At 54.5% G+C, this 17,144-nt stretch carries 16 protein-coding genes; 4 read left to right on the top strand and 12 right to left on the bottom strand.

The window, feature by feature from the left end:
- Positions 1-20: 20 nt before the first annotated feature.
- The gene (gene lexA / locus FH974_RS00545) at positions 21-641 is read right to left on the bottom strand and encodes a transcriptional repressor LexA (protein ID WP_047887331.1); all 621 of its coding nucleotides are present in this window, start codon (positions 639-641) and stop codon (positions 21-23) included.
- 315 nt (positions 642-956) lie between these two features.
- On the opposite strand from lexA, the gene plsB reads away from it, so the two are divergent.
- Positions 957-3,413: a glycerol-3-phosphate 1-O-acyltransferase PlsB gene (gene plsB, locus FH974_RS00540; RefSeq protein WP_207103423.1), complete on the top strand. Its 2,457-nt coding sequence runs from the start codon at positions 957-959 to the stop codon at positions 3,411-3,413.
- A 561-nt stretch (positions 3,414-3,974) separates the two neighbouring features.
- Here the strand turns inward: plsB and ubiA are convergent.
- Both ubiA and FH974_RS00530 read right to left on the bottom strand, forming a co-directional pair.
- Positions 3,975-4,826 (bottom strand): 4-hydroxybenzoate octaprenyltransferase, encoded by an 852-nt coding sequence (gene ubiA / locus FH974_RS00535; protein WP_084712686.1) that lies wholly within the window; start codon positions 4,824-4,826, stop codon positions 3,975-3,977.
- Positions 4,823-5,368: a chorismate--pyruvate lyase family protein gene (locus FH974_RS00530; RefSeq protein WP_047887262.1), complete on the bottom strand. Its 546-nt coding sequence runs from the start codon at positions 5,366-5,368 to the stop codon at positions 4,823-4,825. The genes ubiA and FH974_RS00530 overlap by 4 nt, the downstream gene beginning before the upstream one ends.
- A 158-nt stretch (positions 5,369-5,526) precedes the next feature.
- Here FH974_RS00530 and FH974_RS00525 point away from each other — a divergent pair, with 158 nt between their 5' ends.
- Positions 5,527-5,952, top strand: coding sequence for a flagellar basal body-associated protein FliL (locus tag FH974_RS00525; RefSeq protein WP_053061932.1), 426 nt, complete (start codon positions 5,527-5,529; stop codon positions 5,950-5,952).
- A 133-nt stretch (positions 5,953-6,085) separates the two neighbouring features.
- Here the strand turns inward: FH974_RS00525 and glpD are convergent, their stop codons facing one another.
- From glpD to ftsY, 9 genes are all read right to left on the bottom strand, one after another.
- Positions 6,086-7,594, bottom strand: a complete 1,509-nt coding sequence (glpD, locus tag FH974_RS00520) for a glycerol-3-phosphate dehydrogenase (protein WP_047887333.1) — start codon at positions 7,592-7,594, stop codon at positions 6,086-6,088.
- 210 nt (positions 7,595-7,804) lie between these two features.
- Complete coding sequence (locus tag FH974_RS00515) at positions 7,805-8,566, bottom strand: DeoR/GlpR family transcriptional regulator (RefSeq protein WP_047887263.1); 762 nt, start codon at positions 8,564-8,566, stop codon at positions 7,805-7,807.
- 146 nt (positions 8,567-8,712) lie between these two features.
- Positions 8,713-10,074 (bottom strand): glycerol-3-phosphate transporter, encoded by a 1,362-nt coding sequence (gene glpT / locus FH974_RS00510; protein WP_047887264.1) that lies wholly within the window; start codon positions 10,072-10,074, stop codon positions 8,713-8,715.
- Positions 10,075-10,346: 272 nt separating this feature from the next.
- Entirely contained in the window at positions 10,347-11,189 is an 843-nt protein-coding gene (glpG, locus tag FH974_RS00505) for a rhomboid family intramembrane serine protease GlpG (protein WP_047887265.1), read from the bottom strand.
- A gap of 72 nt (positions 11,190-11,261) precedes the next feature.
- Positions 11,262-11,591: a thiosulfate sulfurtransferase GlpE gene (gene glpE / locus FH974_RS00500; protein WP_047887266.1), complete on the bottom strand. Its 330-nt coding sequence runs from the start codon at positions 11,589-11,591 to the stop codon at positions 11,262-11,264.
- A 477-nt stretch (positions 11,592-12,068) separates the two neighbouring features.
- A complete protein-coding gene (gene rpoH, locus FH974_RS00495; RefSeq protein ID WP_047887267.1) occupies positions 12,069-12,929 on the bottom strand; it encodes an RNA polymerase sigma factor RpoH in 861 nt (286 codons plus the stop codon).
- 116 nt (positions 12,930-13,045) lie between these two features.
- Entirely contained in the window at positions 13,046-13,972 is a 927-nt protein-coding gene (ftsX, locus tag FH974_RS00490; RefSeq protein ID WP_047887268.1) for a permease-like cell division protein FtsX, read from the bottom strand.
- Positions 13,962-14,630, bottom strand: coding sequence for a cell division ATP-binding protein FtsE (gene ftsE / locus FH974_RS00485; RefSeq protein ID WP_207103422.1), 669 nt, complete (start codon positions 14,628-14,630; stop codon positions 13,962-13,964). Before ftsE ends, ftsX begins: the two co-directional genes overlap by 11 nt.
- A gap of 3 nt (positions 14,631-14,633) precedes the next feature.
- On the bottom strand, positions 14,634-16,043 hold the full coding sequence (gene ftsY / locus FH974_RS00480; protein WP_207103421.1) for a signal recognition particle-docking protein FtsY: 1,410 nt from the start codon (positions 16,041-16,043) through the stop codon (positions 14,634-14,636).
- A 147-nt stretch (positions 16,044-16,190) separates the two neighbouring features.
- Here ftsY and rsmD point away from each other — a divergent pair, with 147 nt between their 5' ends.
- Positions 16,191-16,796, top strand: coding sequence for a 16S rRNA (guanine(966)-N(2))-methyltransferase RsmD (gene rsmD / locus FH974_RS00475; RefSeq protein ID WP_047887271.1), 606 nt, complete (start codon positions 16,191-16,193; stop codon positions 16,794-16,796).
- The gene (locus FH974_RS00470; protein WP_047887272.1) at positions 16,793-17,059 is read left to right on the top strand and encodes a DUF1145 domain-containing protein; all 267 of its coding nucleotides are present in this window, start codon (positions 16,793-16,795) and stop codon (positions 17,057-17,059) included. The genes rsmD and FH974_RS00470 overlap by 4 nt, the downstream gene beginning before the upstream one ends.
- Positions 17,060-17,144: the final 85 nt, after the last annotated feature.

Raw genomic sequence — 17,144 nt, 5'->3', positions numbered from 1 at the left:
GGTAAGAAAAGCCGGAAAATTTACATCCAGTCGCTGCTGCGAATCACGCCGACTGCCAGACCTTCAATCGTCAGGTGCTGGTTGCTCAAATCTACCACGATAGGCGCAAACTCTTCGTTTTCAGCATGCAGCAGCACTTGCGAGCCTTTGCGTTCCAGGCGTTTCACGGTGACGTCATCATCAACGCGGGCTACTACGACCTGACCGTCGCGGACATCCTGGGTTTTATGCACCGCCAACAGGTCACCGTCCATAATGCCGATGTCTTTCATACTCATCCCGTTCACACGCAGCAGAAAGTCTGCACGCGGTTTGAACAACGATGGATCCACATCGTAATGGGTTTCGACATGCTCCTGAGCCAGGATCGGTTCACCGGCGGCCACTTGGCCAATCAGGGGCAAACCCTGCTCCTGCTGACCAGATTCATGCTGTATCAGACGGATCCCGCGGGAGGCACCGGGAATGATCTCAATGACCTGCTTGCGGGCCAGAGCTTTAAGGTGTTCCTCGGCAGCATTAGCCGAGCGGAAGCCTAGCTCACGGGCTATTTCAGCGCGTGTAGGCGGCATTCCAGTATCTTCAATTTTTGCTTTGATCAAATCAAAGACTTCTTGTTGGCGCGGCGTTAACGGCTTCATCATTCACCCTGTCTTTTTATACAGTTCACTGTGAGTATATCCAGTGTTAACACGCTTGAAAAGGTAATTGTTTATGAAAACAGCAATTATGGTGAGAAAACGCCAGCCCCGTCCCACCCCCTCACCTACACTTGGATGAAAAGCTCGGCCGTACGAAATGTCCGGAATTAAAGATAGGAAAATTGAAACAAGTAAGCGGTTAAAAATACAATAAAAATGTCATTTAACCGCAAGTATGTGCTATTTCGCTGCTATTAGCGGCTCTTTTTCTGCTATCCTTGCGGCGCATTAAGAATTCGAGACGAGTAAGAAGATATGTCAAGTTGGCAGAAAATCTACCAAAAGATACTGGATTTGCCGCTTTCTCTGCTGGTTAAAACCCACTCTATTCCATCCAATCCGGTGGCGGATCTGGAGCTCGACCCGGAACGTCCGATTGTCTACATCCTGCCGTTCCGTTCCAACACCGATTTAATGACCCTGCGCCGCAGCACACTGGAGCTGGGGCTCCCGGATCCGCTTGAACCGCTGGACATTGCCGGTAAACAGTTCAGTCGTTATGTCTATATTTCTGACGCCCCGAGTGTCTTTGGCTCGAACAGCGAATTGCCTCAGGAATCGCTGGAACAGTTCACCGCACTGCTGGAACAGCATAAACAGGACAGCGAGCTCGACATTCAGGTCGTGCCGGCGTCTATCCTGTGGGGCCGGAAACCGGGTAAAGAGGATAACCAGAAGCCGATTCTGCGTCCGCTTAACGGGCCGGAAAAATTCTTTACCGTGCTGGGGCATGGCCGCGACTGTATGGTGCGCCTGAGCCCGCCGGTTTCGCTGCGTTACATGGCAGACAACCACGGCACCGACGATTCTATCGCCAACAAGCTGGCGCGGGTCGCGCGTATCCATTTCTCCCGCCAGCAACTGGCCGCCTCGGGGCCGAAACTGCCGGATCGTCAGGCGCTGTTCAAACGTCTGCTGGCCTCCAAAGCGATTGAAAAAGTAGTCGCCGAAGAAGCCGCCAGCCGGGATGTACCAATTGAGAAAGTGCGCAAGGAAGCCATCGACATGATGGAAGAGATTGCGGCGGATTTCTCTTATTCCCTGATCAAACGCGGCGACCGTTTCCTCGGCTGGCTGTGGAACCGCCTCTACCAGGGCCTGAACGTCCACAATGCCAAGCAAGTACGTAAACTGGCGCAGGACGGCCATGAGATCGTTTATGTACCGTGTCACCGCAGCCACATGGACTACCTGCTGCTGTCTTACGTGCTGTATCAGGAAGGCCTGGTACCACCGCACATTGCCGCCGGGATTAACCTGAATTTCTTCCCGGCAGGCCCGATTTTCCGTCGCGGCGGCGCATTTTTCATCCGCCGCAGCTTCAAGGGAAATCGCCTGTACTCCACGGTCTTCCGTGAGTATCTGGCTGAGCTGTTTGCCAAAGGGTACTCGGTTGAATACTTCAGCGAAGGCGGTCGTTCCCGAACTGGCCGACTGCTGCCGGCCAAAACCGGTATGTTGTCAATGACCATTCAGGCCATGCTGCGCGGTCTCAATCGCCCAGTCACACTGGTGCCGGTCTACATCGGTTATGAACACGTCATGGAAGTGGCCACTTACGCCAAAGAGCTACGTGGCAAGCGCAAAGAGAAAGAAAACGTCGGCCAGGTTCTGCGTACGCTGCGTAAACTGCGTAATCTGGGCCAGGGCTACGTGAACTTTGGTGAGCCGATTCCGCTGAACCACTACCTGAACGAGCACGTCCCGGACTGGCACAAGAGTATCGATCCGATTGAACCACAGCGCCCGCAATGGCTGAACCCGGTGGTGAACGATCTGGCGGTGAAGATGATGACGCACATCAACGATGCGGCAGCCACCAATGCCCTGACCCTTTGCGGCGTAGCTCTGCTAGCTTCCCGTCAGCGCGCCCTGAGCCGCGAAGATCTGGAGCAGCAGATCGACTGCTACCTGCAGTTGCTGCGCAATGTGCCGTATTCCGAGCAGTTCACCGTTCCGGATGAAGATGCCAAGGCCATGGTGAAACACGCCATGGAAATGGACAAATTCGTGGTCGAACGCGACAGCCTGGGTGAAATGGTGTCTCTGGACCGCCCGCAGGCGATCCTGATGACCTATTACCGCAACAATATCATTCACCTGTTTGCGATGCCGTCGCTGATCGCCAATATCGTGATTTATCACGGGCGCCTGACCACCCGCGAGATTCTGGCTCAGGTTGAGCAACTGTATCCGTTCCTGAAAGCCGAATTGTTCCTGCGCTATCAGCAGGAAGAGCTGGCAACCGTGGTGGAATCACTGCTGGATGAGCTGGCTCGCCAGCGCCTGATCCTGCGTGACGGTGAGGTCATTACCCTCAATAACAGCCGGATCGGCCCGCTGCATCTGCTGGCCCGTACCATCTCTGAAACCCTGCAGCGCTATGCCATCGCCCTGACGCTGCTGAATTCAGAGCCGGAACTGATGAAGAGCGATCTGGAACAACAAAGTCAGATGATGGCACAGCGCCTGAGCCGTCTGCACGGTATCAATGCACCGGAATTTTTCGACAAAGGGGTATTCTCGACCCTGGTTAAAACCCTGCGTGCGGAAGGCTACCTCAACGAAGACTGCCATGTGGTAAGTCAGCCGGTTGACCAGCTCGCCGGTCTGCTGACCAATCTGGTGTCACCGGAAGTGAAGCTGACCATTCAGGCCGTGATGAACCGCGAAGAGCGTATCGACATCGAAGAAGCCGCTCCTGGTGCCTGAACCTGCTGACACTCTAAGCCAATGACCGCGATGTTCGGTACCGGACATCGCGCCATCCAGACCTATACGTAGAACGTCACATTAAAATGAAAGGGCTGCTTCGGCAGCCTTTGTTTATTCAAGCCCCTGCCATATGGCCTTCATTTAACTTGAGCCATCGCCATACCGATCTCATCGTCCGCACACCGAATCATCTACTCAGCTGAACTGAACGACTGTACAGCTTTTAGGCTCCCATATCCCAAAAGCTTGCCGAGCTGATCACGTTCTCTAATTCACATTTAATTTCAATTGGTTAAGTGTACATACTGATGTATGTAAACAGGTCGATTATCTCCCGAAGAGATCCCATGCACAGGTTTACGGGCAATTGGCCTATGGCTGCCCTAAAGCTTGCGGATACCACAAGCGTTGGTTTTTTCAGCGTGCCCGTTACGACCGGTGGCACAGAAAAAGAGCACTCCTCACCCGACCGTTTTTAACCGCCCAGGCTGGCTGCATTTGCCGCAGACAAAAAAAGCGCCCGAAGGCGCTTACTGATGTGTTGTTATAGCCGCTGCGTTACAGGCAGACACTGATCACGATGCCGAGCCAGATGAGCATGCCGACATAGTTGTTGTTCAGGAACGCTTTGAAACACGGTTCACGCTCACGCTCACGGATCAGCATTTGCTGGTACACAAACAGGGCCGAGGCCAGCAGCAGGAACCAGTAATAGCTCTGCGACAGGTTCTGCATGACACCCACCGCGATCAACAGCAGCAAAGTGCCTAGCTGCAGCACACCGATAATCATTTTGTCGAACCGGCCAAACAGGATCGCCGTCGACTTGATCCCAATGTTCAGATCGTCATCCCGGTCAACCATCGCATACTGGGTATCGTACGCAATCGTCCAGAGAATATTGGCGACAAACAGCACCCAGGCCAGCGGTGTCAATTCACCAGACTGCGCCGCATACGCCATCGGAATTGACCAGCCGAACGCCATTCCCAGCACCAGCTGCGGCAAATGGGTATAGCGCTTCATAAACGGATAAGCCGCCGCCAGCAACAGCCCCACCACCGACAACATAATGGTCAGGGAATTCATGGTCAGCACCAGCAGAAAAGAAACCAGCACCAGCAGACCAAACAGCCCCAGCGCCTCGCGCTCCGACAGCGCGCCGGACGGCAACGGGCGTTGCGCCGTGCGTTTGACATGACCATCAAAATTACGATCGGCATAATCGTTAATGACACAACCGGCCGCGCGCATAAAAATCACGCCCAGCACAAACACCAGCGTCACATGCAAATTCGGCATGCCGTCAGCGGCCAGAAACAGGGCCCAGAGCGTCGGCCACAGCAGCAATAGGCTACCAATCGGACGGTCAAAACGCGCCAACTGCCAATAGGCTCTGGCTTTGGTCATTTCCACGGTACGGTCTCCTTATAAATCGGTGCTTCCTGCAAAAACAGCTCCGCGACCAATAGCGGTTTATCGTTGATCCAGAGTCGAGAACGACGAGCCCAGATAGGCTCAGCCTCCGTCCCCACATTTGCCACTTCCAGGGCATCTCTGCGGGCGCTTTGATCGGTGAACACCCGAAAACCGAGTGGCATTTCACCCAACTGCGCTAAATCTTGCTCTTGCCCGGTCAAAGTGGATTCCGGGATCAAGGTACGGGCAAACACCCACGGAACACCGTCCCCTTTAAGGACAACCTTACGTACCAGGCAAGCCTTATCGCCAACCAGCGCACACTCGTCGGGGGTTAACTGTTCACGACCGATCGGTGCCTGCTCCACCAGCGACACCGTAAACTGCTCACAATGGCGCTCGAAACGCCGCGACAATGAGTCCGGCTCCAGCAGCCAATGCCCAAACTCAGTGCCCTCAATGTTGGCGTCTGCCGGTGCCAGCCACCGGGCGCTGGCCAGTAAGGGTTTATACAACTGCTTGAATTGCGACATTTTTCCAATAAAAACCAGCCAATCTTCCCGTGCGGGGCTTGGTAGTTCCAGGTTAATTGATTACCATGAAGAAACACTATTGTAGCAAGCTGTAACCGGTACGAATATCGTTACGATCGAAAGATCCCAAACCAACGCCTGAAAATAGCGATAACGCCATGTCATCAAAACTAAAAACCCTTTGCGCCGGATGCCTGCTCCTGCTGACTTCCCCGCTGTTTATGCCCTCGGCCTTCGCTGAGGAAGCGGCTGAGATTACCCCGCAATATTCCTATTACACCCTGGAACCGGACATTACGACCAATTACGTCACCCAGGGAAAAAAGATTGGCTATCTGCGCTTGCAGGTGGATTTGATGGTGGCCGATCCGGCCAATATTAAAGAAGTGGAGCATCACGCCCCGCTGATTCGCGATGCCATTATCAGCATTATCGGCCAGCAGCCGGAGGCCAAAATCAAATCGCTGGCCGGACGAGAGGCAATTCGCCAAGCATGCCTGAACCGCGTCAATGAGCTGCTGATCATGGAAACCAACAAGAAACTGTTGACGGAACTACTGTTTACCAAGTACCTGTACCAGTAATGTCGGCCAGTGGAATCGGCAGCTGATCGCTGATTCAAAGACCAATGACGACAAACAAAAAGGCGCCTGAGGCGCCTTTTTTACTCGGGGACGAATCTGGCTCTGAGCCCATCCGTCCTGATATCAACCGCGGTTAGGCCGCTTTGGCTGCCGCATGGCTGGCGATGTAATCCGCCACAGCCTGTTGCTGCTCGCTGCTGAGGTACAGGCCCAGCTTGCTGCGTCGCCACAGGGCATCTTCAGCGTGCTGGACGAATTCACTGCGCATCAGGTAGTCCAGCTCACGGGCGTAGAATCCTTCACCAAAATGCTGTCCCATCTCGGCTTCGCTGCTTACGCCCTCAAAGATATGAACCACGCGGGTACCATAATTGGTCACCAGACGGGTTGCCGCCAGTGCCGACAACCATGGGTACTGCTGACGCAGAGCCTGAGCCCGTGCCACGCCGTCAAACCCGGCTTCGCCACCCGGCAGGCAGGCTGATGCCGTCCAGGGCTGACCCATTTGCGGGAAGAACGGTGCCAGTTTCACCATCGCCGACTCTGCCAGCTTACGGTACGTCGTCAGCTTGCCACCGAAAATAGACAGCAGCGGCGCTTCGTTCCCTTCTTGCTCCAACTCCAGCGTATAGTCGCGGGTGATCGCCTGCGGAGAGTCAGATTCATCATCACACAACGGACGGACGCCGCTGTAGGTCCAGACCACGTCGTCACGATTCAGCTTGTGTTTGAAGTGGTTGTTATACACGTTCAGCAGATAGCCGATTTCGTTGTCATCAATGGCCACCTCTCGCGGATCGCCGTTGTACTCTACATCGGTGGTGCCGATGATAGAGAAACGGTCCAGATAAGGGATCACAAACACAATCCGGTTATCTTCGTTTTGCAGGATGTAAGCCTGCTCCTGCTGATGCACGCGCGGAACCACAATGTGCGATCCCTTAATCAGGCGGATATTACGTGGTGAACGCGCTTCCAGGCTCTGATCATAGAAGGTTTTCACCCAAGGGCCTGCAGCGTTTACCAAGGCGCGGGCACAACGTTCGAACGTATCGCCACTCACCTGATCACGAATGGTCACCCGCCAGATATTGTCTTCACGCACGGCTTTTTCGACTTTACAGCGGTTACGGACTTCCCCGCCGCGCTCAGCCACTTCCATCGCATTGAGGATTACCAGACGCGCATCGTCCACCCAGCAGTCAGAATACTCAAAGCCTTTAGTAATTTCCGGTACCAGAACAGATTCGGCACCGAACTTCAGGCCGCAGCTGGCCGGCAGCGTGGTACGTTTGCCCAGATGGTCATACAGAAACAGGCCGGCACGAATCATCCACGCCGGGCGCAGATGCGGGCGGTGTGGCAGGCGAAAGCGCATCGGACGGGCAATGTGCGGAATTTTTCGCAGCAGCACTTCACGCTCGGCCAGTGCTTCGCCGACCAGACGAAACTCGTAATGCTCCAGGTAGCGCAGGCCGCCGTGGATCAGCTTTGAACTGGCAGACGAGGTTGCCGACGCAAAATCCTGCGCTTCATACAACCCGACATTCAGGCCACGTCCTGCCGCATCTGCGGCGATACCGGCCCCGTTAATGCCGCCACCCACGACGATCAGGTCCATTACTTCTGTTGTTGCTGCCATGTCACCACCTCTAGGGAGAGCAATCCGAATACTGAAAAGTTCAAATTCGCGCGTTAATGTTCGATAACGAACATAATAGCGGATCGTTTGACCGAGATCATCATTGTTGTTTTCGATAAATGACAGATTCATGATCATGACGGCATTTTTACGAAAAAAAACGGGCTGCCAATGGGCAGCCCGTTTTCCTTTGCGCAGTCAGCGAAAAAATCAGCTCACGACTTCGACATGAATTTCATGCTCTTCTAACCGTTTCGCCAGATCTGCCGGTGGCGGCTGATCGGTAAACAGCATATCAACCTGACTGATATCGCCCAGGTTAACCATGGCGTTGCGGCCAAATTTCGTGTGGTCCGCCCCCAGCATGACGCAGCGGCTGTTCTCAATGATCGCCTGCTTAACGCGCACTTCGTGGTAATCAAAATCAAGCAGCGAACCGTCAAAGTCGATGCCGCTGATCCCCAGGATGCCGAAATCAAGACGGAACTGGGAAATGAAATCCAGTGTGGCTTCGCCGACAATCCCGCCATCGCGGTTACGGACTTCACCGCCGGCCAGAATGACCCGGAAGTCATCTTTACCGGTCAGGATGCTGGCCACGTTCAGGTTGTTGGTCACAACCCGCAGATCATTGTGGTTCAACAAGGCCCGTGCCACCGCTTCCGGCGTGGTTCCGATATCAATAAACAGGGTCGCTCCGTCCGGAATATGCTGGACCATCGCCTGAGCGATATTGTCTTTTTCATTCAACTGCATCACTTTACGTGTGCTGTAGGAGGTGTTCACCGAACTGGAAGGGATGGTGGCGCCACCGTGGTGACGACGGATTTTATTTTCGGCAGCCAGCTCGTTCAGATCCCGACGGATAGTCTGTGGGCTGACACTGAATCTCTCAACCAGGTCGTCGGTACTGACGTAGCCCTGGTTTTTCACAAGATCGATGATTTCCTGATGACGTTTGCTTTGCTTCACTGCTGACGCGGCTCCTTTTACCAAACAGAATCTCACTCCGGTCGGGCGCTATGCTGTTCAGCGTGGAAAAAAACAAGGCCCCGCGACTGCGGAGCCTTGCCATATTACCTAGGGTGCCATCAAGATGCCAATGATGGCGATCGCAATCACGCGTTTTGCTCTGCCAGACGCTCACGGTGCAGACGGCTTTCGCCAATCAGCGCCAAGGTCAGGAAGAAAATAGACAGGCCACAAGAAGCGGTCAGTACGATGAAGCCGCCATCCCAGCCGAAGTGGTCTACGGTGTAGCCCAGAATCGCGTTCGCCGCGACGGCTCCACCCAGATAACCGAACAGACCAGTCAGACCTGCTGCTGTACCTGCCGCTTTCTTCGGAGCCAGTTCTAGAGCGTACAGACCAATCAGCATAACCGGACCGTAAATCAGGAAGCCGATTGCCACCAGCGCTGCCATATCAACCGCCGGGTTACCCGCCGGGTTGAACCAGTACACCAGTACCGCAACGGTCACCAGCGCCATGAACAGGATACCGGCAGGGGCACGACGGCCTTTGAAGAATTTATCCGACATCCAGCCACACAGCAGCGTACCCGGGATACCCGCCCACTCATACAGGAAGTAAGCCCAAGAAGACTTATCCACGGTGAAGTGCTTCACTTCGTTGAGGTAGACCGGTGCCCAGTCCAGCACGCCGTAGCGGATCAGGTAAACGAAGGCGTTTGCCACTGCGATGAACCACAGCAGTTTGTTATTGAAGACGTATTTGAAGAAGATCTCTTTGGCCGTCATCTCTTTTTCGTGAGAAACGTCGTACGAGTCCGGATAATCATTCTTGTACTCTTCGATCGCCGGCAGACCACATGATTGCGGCGTATCACGCATTACCAACAGTGAGAAAGCCGCCACCAGCAAGGCGAAAAAGGCCGGTACGTAAAACGCCGATCTCCAGTCATCGTTGAACGCCCACAGGCCCAGCAGGAACATCGGACCGATCAGGCCACCACCCACGTTGTGAGCCACGTTCCAGACCGATACGATTTCGCCCCGCTCTTTGCGCGACCACCAGTGCACCATCGTCCGCCCACAGGCCGGCCAACCCATCCCCTGGAACCAACCGTTAAGGAACAACAGGATAAACATCGCCGCGATACTGCCGGTCGCCCAAGGCATAAAGCCAAAGCACAGCATGACAATGGCTGACATCGTCAAACCCGCCGCCAGGAAGTAACGCGGATTCGAACGGTCAGAAACGTTACCCATCAGGAATTTTGACAGACCGTAAGCAATAGATACCGCCGCCAGAGCAACACCCAGGTCACCACGGCTGTAGCCATATTCTTCAATCAGGTACGGCATGGCCAGGCTGAAATTTTTGCGGACAAGGTAATAGCCGGCGTAACCAATGAAAATCCCGGCAAACAGCTGCCAGCGCATGCGTTTGTATACGGGGTCGACCTGAGCGTCAGGCAATCGCGCCTGATGCAAAGCCGGTTTAAAAATCCCAAACATAAGTTGATCCTTATTGTCTTGTTTTAGCGATGGTATGGGTACAAACGAGTACAAAGGTGAGCGAAAATACTCAATAACGCTCAAATCAGGCAAATTATTGCTCTAATGAAGGTTGTAAAATGTGAATGAAATCAAATACGAGGGTTTATTCTTCGTGACATCCGACCAAAACGAGCATTTTCTTCTCGCTTTATGACACTGATTGCGCTTTCAACAAAAAAGGTGAACACCGACGGTGTTCACCTTAGTTGGGACGGGGCAAAAATCCGGGGCTACTGCGCGTGCGAGCGCCCCAGCTTGGCATCAAACAGGGCCAACGCACAGCCACTGAACAAGCCGAACAGGTGAGCCATATTGGCAATGGACATGCCGAACATATCGGCAAAGCCCAGCACCAGCCACACCAGCATGAAAGTGACGTAAGAGCGCGGCATCGATAATCCCCGCTCCGGTGCCAGCCAGCCCAGCCACCACAGGTAACCCATCAGGGCATACACCACCCCGGACAGCCCGCCGAAATTCGGACCATGAAACCAGAACTGGGCAAAACCGGAAACCAAGGCCGAAATCAGGAAAATCTGAATCAGCTTACTGCTGCCGCTGTGCAGTTCCAGCTGGCCGCCGAGAATCCACCACCACAGGCAGTTAAACACAATGTGCAGGATGGAAAAATGAATCAGGGCATGGGAGAAAAAGCGCCATACCTGCCACTCATCGCCCTGCATCAGCGGGAAATGCATCAGCGAAAACAGCGGTGCCTGCATCCCCAGCAGCCACAGAATATAAATCCCGATAGAAGCGACCATCACCGTCAGCGTAAAGGGCCCTGCCTGAGATTTGATCAGCTTTACCAGGCTGGGACTGCGGTAATCAAACCGCGCGGTCCGCGTTTCGGCAACATCCCAGGAGGCACCGAGGTATTTTTTATCATAAGGATTGGCCAGAAACAGATTCAGCTCGGCCTCTGCCTCAACCAAATGCTGGCTGTCTTCCAGCCAGATGGCAAACTGCCCTTCCGGCTCGGGGGCCAGCAGCAGGGTAATACCGCGGGAGGCCATATAATCAATAAAGGCCTGAGCCTGGCGGGGATTGTTGATTCCGGCTAAGCGATGCATCTCACTCTCCAAAGTTGGCGCGCCGGTTCAAGCCCCGGCGCGGGCAGATACTACGCCGGCCGGATGACGCCGTTACGCAGTCTGCACACACGGATATGACTGGCGACGCCACGCTTCAAAACCGCCGTCGAGGCTGTACACACAGTCAAAACCCTGGTGGATCAGGTACTGAGCAGCGCCCTGGCTACTGATCCCGTGGTAGCACATCACAATCACCGGCTGCTCAACATCCACCTGGTTCATAAACTCAACCATTGTATCATTTGTCAGGTGAAATGCGCCCTCCGGATGGGCCAGGGCAAAAGACTGCGGATCACGAATATCCACCAGAACGGCATTGCTGTCAGACTGATTCAGAAGCTCGAAAGCCTGCTCGACTGAAATATGTTCAAACTGATCCATAAGGTTCACTGTCTCTCTATCATTGACGATCAGATGGCAGGATCTTCGCGTCACGCAATTAGTGTGATGATCGTCCGGTTTGGGATCCCGCCATCCCCCTCACCCGGCTGCGGCTATTGTACCTCACCAAGTTACTCACAACCCCATCGAAAAAATAAGGGTAATTACGGAGCATCCGCCGTGCTCCACCCCAGCAATCACAAGGGTTGAGGATACCCCATTCACTTCGCCCACCCGGCTATCGTACACTTTACCACCAGCTGTGGAAAAGACTGTGAATAGCGTTGATAATGTGTTTTGGCAAAAAAGGATCCACTATATGTAGATCGGATCCGCTCAAAAGCTGTGGGTAACTTTGTGAAAATTATTCCTGCCTGGAAGCTTTCTGTGACCTATCTTCCAGATTTCAGGCATAAAAAAACCAGCCTGAGGCTGGTTTTTGTGACTCACATTTTGTGGATAGTTTTTTGCGGATCCTCAGGCAAATTCGCCCACGGCTTCTTTCAGTTTCCGCATCGCATTTTTTTCCAGCTGGCGGATCCGCTCGGCAGAAACGCCGTAATGCTCAGCCAGTTCCTGCAGAGTCGCTTTGTTATCATCCAGCCAACGGGCACGGACAATGTGCTGGCTGCGCTCATCCAGGCTCGCCAGGGCCGTCGACAGACGATTGTTCGCATGCGCTTCCCAGTTGTTGTCTTCAAAGCTGCGAGCCAGATCTGAAGACTTGTCTTCCAGGTAGTAAACCGGCGCACTGTAGGCCGTATCGCGATCGTCATCTTCGGTTGGCATTTCAAACGCTGCATCCTGAGCGGCAAGGCGGGATTCCATCTCACGAACTTCGCTGGCGTCAACCCCCAGCTGCTCAGCAACCATGTTCACTTCTTCATTATTGAACCAGCCCAGGCGCTTTTTCGCCTTGCGCAGGTTGAAGAACAGCTTGCGCTGCGCCTTGGTGGTGGCGACTTTAACAATACGCCAGTTACGCAGCACATATTCGTGGATTTCCGCTTTGATCCAGTGCACGGCAAACGACACCAGACGCACACCCACTTCCGGGTTGAAACGTTTTACAGCCTTCATCAGGCCGACGTTGCCTTCCTGAACCAGATCCGCCATTGGCAGGCCATAGCCTGAGTAGCCACGCGCAATATGAACAACAAAACGCAGATGCGACATAACTAACGCCTTCGCGGCGTTAAGGTCACCATCAAAGTGAAGACGCTCAGCTAACTCACGCTCCTGCTCAGCCGTCAGCATTGGATAGCTGTTGACGCTCTGGACGTAACTTTCCAGACTATCTGCAGAAACCAGAGCCATTGATGTCATCTCTTGTGTCATCCAATAAACCTCGTGTGTTACCAATGAGAAATAGCTTTAACACGCAATAATGCCCAGAAATTGATCACTATTGCAAGTCAGCAGCCCAATTAACCCAGTTTATAGACCGAAAAATGTCAGACAGGTTCAATTTCTTTCAGGTGCCGCGCGGCCGACAAGCGGGCAGCCAGCAGGCCAAGGAACGCTGCCAGCATCAGCAGAATCAGACTTTCATCCCAGCCCAGGCCGACCAGACGAAAGCGACTGTCGTATAGCCCCGCGAGCGAGGTGACCGCCGAATCCAGCAGCAGGGTAATCACCAATGTCAGCAGGCACGCTACCGCGCCGCCAATCACTCCGTACCAGACCCCGGTATAGAGAAACGGCCGTAAAATAAAGCTGTCGGTCGCCCCAACCAGTTTCATGACTTGCACTTCATCGCGCTGGTTCAGCACCTGCAGCCGCAGCGTGTTGCCGACAATCAGGAACACAGCCATCAACATCAGACCGGAGATCACCATCGCCAGAGTCACCACTAACTGCTTGATAGCCACCAGCCGCTGTAACCAGTCACTGTCCAGTCGCACTTCATCGATCATGGCCTGCGACCGCAGACGGGAAGCCAGCTGCGTCGCCTGTTCTGGCTGTTGCCACTGCGCCCCCGGCTCCACCACCAGTACCCCAGGTAGTGGGTTATCATCGAGCAGACTCAGTGCCTGTTCAAAGCCAGCCTGCTGGCGAAACTCTTCCATCCCTTGCTGGGGAGAAATATAGTCTACGGAAGCGATTTCCGGCCACTTTGCCAGTTCATCCCGCAAATTTTCCGCCGCTGTGCCTTTGCTGGCCGGCGACAGATACAGGGTGAGCTGCGTCGGGTTTTGCCATGCCTGACCCACCAATACCAGATTCTTGGCGAACAGGTAAAACGTGGTTGGCAGCGTCAAGGCGAAAGCCAACACAGCCAGGGTCAGGAAGTTCCCCAACGGGCGACGCATCATATCAGTAAGTGCCTGCTTACATTGCTGCTTGTGGACAGCAAAAAAACCGGTGGTATTACGCGCCATACGGAATCTCCCTCAGCTGTCCCTGATACAAATCCAGGCGGCGATAGTTGCGGGTCGACAGCAGCGAAGTATCGTGGGTTGCCATCAGTACCGTCACGCCGACCCGGTTGAATTCTTCAAACAAGTTCATGATTTGCTGTGACAACGCAGCATCAAGGTTACCGGTTGGCTCATCGGCCAGCAGCATCAGCGGTTTGTTCACAATCGCCCGGGCGATGCCCACCCGCTGTTGCTCCCCCCCGGAGAGCTGAACCGGCAGACAGCGTGCCTTGTCCAGCAAGCCGACTTTATCCAGCGCGGCAGAAACCCGACGCTTGATATCATTTTCACTGACCTGCTCTACCCGCAGCGGCATCGCGACATTGTCGTAAATACTGCGGTCCATCAGCAGTTTGTGATCCTGGAAAATGATCCCGATATTGCGGCGCAAAAACGGGATTTGCTTGTTATCGAGCCGCGTAATGTCGTGCCCGTTAAACATAATTTTGCCATCACTCGGCCGTTCAATGGCGCAAATCAGTTTCAGCAGGGTACTCTTACCTGCACCGGAATGCCCGGTCAAAAACGCCATCTCTGCGGGCTGTAGATGAAAATCGACCTTTTGCAGGGCCTGACGTCCGCCCCGATAAGCTTTACTTACCTGCTGAAACCGGATCACAATTTATTCCTCGTCACTAAATAGCGCTTCAATAAATTCGTCTGCGGCAAACGGACGCAGATCCTCAATCCCTTCCCCGATACCAATGTAGCGGATTGGAATATTGAACTGGTCGGCAATGGCGAAAATCACCCCGCCCTTGGCAGTTCCGTCCAGCTTGGTCAGGGTAATCCCGGTGACCGGTGCCACTTCACTGAACAGCTTCGCCTGACTGATCGCATTCTGGCCGGTACCGGCATCCACGGTCAGCATGATTTCGTGCGGCGCGTGCGGATCGACTTTCTTCATCACCCGGACAATCTTGCGCAGCTCTTCCATCAGGTTGCCTTTGTTCTGCAGACGGCCTGCCGTGTCGGCAATCACCACATCCACCTGCTTGGCGCGGGCCGATTCGATGGCGTCATAGATGACCGAGGCACTGTCAGCCCCGGTATGCTGGGCCACCACCGGCACATTGTTTCGCTCACCCCAAACCTGCAGCTGCTCCACTGCCGCGGCACGGAACGTATCGCCCGCCGCCAACATCACTGACTTGCCCTGGCTCTGGAACTGCTTGGCCAGTTTACCGATGGTCGTGGTTTTACCGACCCCGTTCACGCCGACCATCAAGATGACATACGGCTTTTTGGTGGTATCAATCACCAGCGGCTGCTCAACCTTGGTCAGCATGTCGGCCAGCTCTTCTTTCAGCAGGCCGTACAGCGCCTCACCGTCTTTCAGATCTTTGCGATCAGCTTTGTCGGTCAGGTTTTCGATAATTTTGAGCGTGGTGTCCATGCCGACATCCGCGACCAGCAGCTGCTCTTCGAGCTCTTCAAACAGGTCGTCATCAATCTTTTTACCGCGGAATAGGCCAAAGAACCCCGAACCGAAATTGGTTTTGGTTTTCTTCAGGCCGCGCATCAGGCGGGCAAAAAAGCCTTCACTCTTTGGCTTCTCCTGTTCCAGTACCACTGGAGCCGGCTCGGCCGCAGTCTCAGCAGCCGTCTCAGCAACTGGCTCGCCCTGCAACTCAGCCTCGACCGTGGTGTCGGCTTCTGCGGCAAGCGCTGCGTTGGCATCGGGGCTGGCTTTCGGGGCGTACTCTGCCGCCTCTGGCTCAGCGACCGCTTCGATTTCCGGCTCCGGCTTCGGTTGTTCGGCAACGGCCTCAGCCGCCGCGGCTTCCCGTGGCTTCTCCGCTTCGGCGTCCGGCTCGGCCGGATGGTCGTGCGCTACCGCGTTGTCAGCGTCCGCGTTTGTTGTCCCGCTCTCAGGTTCAGCGACAATCTTCGCTTCGACTGAATCTTCAGGTGCCTGTTTTGCTGCCTCGTCGTGTGACGGGTGTTCCTGTTGCTGTGCTGTTTGCTCGGTCTGCTCTTCAGAGCCAAAACCCAGCCACGAAAATAATCCGCGTTTCTTCTTTTCTGCCATTGGCAAATCCTAGCGCTTGATTGGTACAATTTGCGGCCTACGTATCAGGGTCTGATTCACCCTGTCCCTGTTCGCGGGCGCTCGTTTGCGCGCACACAGCGAAAGGGTTTGGGTATACTAACATTTTCTCAACGGTCGAAGAAATCTATGACGAGACGCAGACAACAATCAGGGCAAAAGTCGCCCACTTCCCGCCGCGATGGCTTCGTGCGGATCATCAGCGGACGCTGGCGGGGCCGGAAACTCCCCGTGCATAATGTTGAGGGGCTGCGCCCGACGACCGATCGTGTCAAAGAAACGGTGTTTAACTGGCTGGCACCGGATATCCCGGATGCCCGCTGTCTGGATCTGTTCACCGGCAGCGGCAGCCTGAGTTTCGAGGCCCTGTCCCGCGGGGCCGAACTGGTCACCATGCTGGAGCTGGATAAAAAAGCCGCCGAACAACTGGAGAAAAACCGCCAGTCACTGGGCGCCGACAATGCCAAAGTGGTGCAGACCGACAGCCTGACCCACCTCAAGCAGCCGGGAACGCCGTACGATGTGGTCTTTATCGACCCACCATTTCGCAAAGATCTCCTGAGCGACGTCATTTCGCTGCTCGAGCAACAACAATGGCTGGCTCCCCACGCCATGATTTATATTGAAGCAGAAAAAGAGCTGGGTGAACTGCCGACTCCGACAAACTGGCATTTGCACCGAGAAAAAACGGCCGGTCAGGTCTGTTACCGTTTATTTGTGAGAGAGGAAGCATGAAAGCACTGATTTTACTGGCAAAGGCTGCCATTGGTTTCGTCTGGCTGGTTTTGCTGGTGAACATTTTTTACCCGTTCCCGGGTGTGGCCGCGATGGCCCTCTATATTATGACTGGCTTCCTGCTGATGATGCATGGCCTGCAGATGCTGATTTTCCTCGGGGCGTTCGGCGATAAAATCTCGATGTCGCGCTGGGAAAAATGGTCGATCCTCATCTTCGGTATCTTTGCGCTGCTGGATATCCGCCGCAAGCACATGATGTGATTACCGCTTGTCAGCGCCTCGTGACCATGCACGCGCGAGCTCCGTGTGATCTGACACGGCGAAAAGCATAAAAAAAGCGAGGCCG

Origin of the sequence: Photobacterium ganghwense (assembly GCF_017329545.1) — a bacterium.
GTDB lineage: Bacteria > Pseudomonadota > Gammaproteobacteria > Enterobacterales > Vibrionaceae > Photobacterium > Photobacterium ganghwense.
The sequence above is the reverse complement of the archived record's forward strand: the minus strand, read 5'-3'. Positions and strand labels throughout refer to the sequence as shown.

Bases quoted from the DNA above. Each gene is read 5' to 3' on its own strand.
- glpG (WP_047887265.1), bottom strand. From the start codon at position 11,189: ATGCATCGCTTAGCCGGAATCAACAATCCCCGCCAGGCTCAGGCCTTT.
- FH974_RS00470 (WP_047887272.1), top strand. From the start codon at position 16,793: ATGAAAGCACTGATTTTACTGGCAAAGGCTGCCATTGGTTTCGTCTGG.
- lexA (WP_047887331.1), bottom strand. From the start codon at position 641: ATGAAGCCGTTAACGCCGCGCCAACAAGAAGTCTTTGATTTGATCAAA.
- glpE (WP_047887266.1), bottom strand. From the start codon at position 11,591: ATGGATCAGTTTGAACATATTTCAGTCGAGCAGGCTTTCGAGCTTCTG.
- glpT (WP_047887264.1), bottom strand. From the start codon at position 10,074: ATGTTTGGGATTTTTAAACCGGCTTTGCATCAGGCGCGATTGCCTGAC.
- ftsY (WP_207103421.1), bottom strand. From the start codon at position 16,043: ATGGCAGAAAAGAAGAAACGCGGATTATTTTCGTGGCTGGGTTTTGGC.
- ubiA (WP_084712686.1), bottom strand. From the start codon at position 4,826: ATGACCAAAGCCAGAGCCTATTGGCAGTTGGCGCGTTTTGACCGTCCG.
- rpoH (WP_047887267.1), bottom strand. From the start codon at position 12,929: ATGACACAAGAGATGACATCAATGGCTCTGGTTTCTGCAGATAGTCTG.
- FH974_RS00525 (WP_053061932.1), top strand. From the start codon at position 5,527: ATGTCATCAAAACTAAAAACCCTTTGCGCCGGATGCCTGCTCCTGCTG.
- rsmD (WP_047887271.1), top strand. From the start codon at position 16,191: ATGACGAGACGCAGACAACAATCAGGGCAAAAGTCGCCCACTTCCCGC.
- glpD (WP_047887333.1), bottom strand. From the start codon at position 7,594: ATGGCAGCAACAACAGAAGTAATGGACCTGATCGTCGTGGGTGGCGGC.
- ftsX (WP_047887268.1), bottom strand. From the start codon at position 13,972: ATGGCGCGTAATACCACCGGTTTTTTTGCTGTCCACAAGCAGCAATGT.
- FH974_RS00530 (WP_047887262.1), bottom strand. From the start codon at position 5,368: ATGTCGCAATTCAAGCAGTTGTATAAACCCTTACTGGCCAGCGCCCGG.
- plsB (WP_207103423.1), top strand. From the start codon at position 957: ATGTCAAGTTGGCAGAAAATCTACCAAAAGATACTGGATTTGCCGCTT.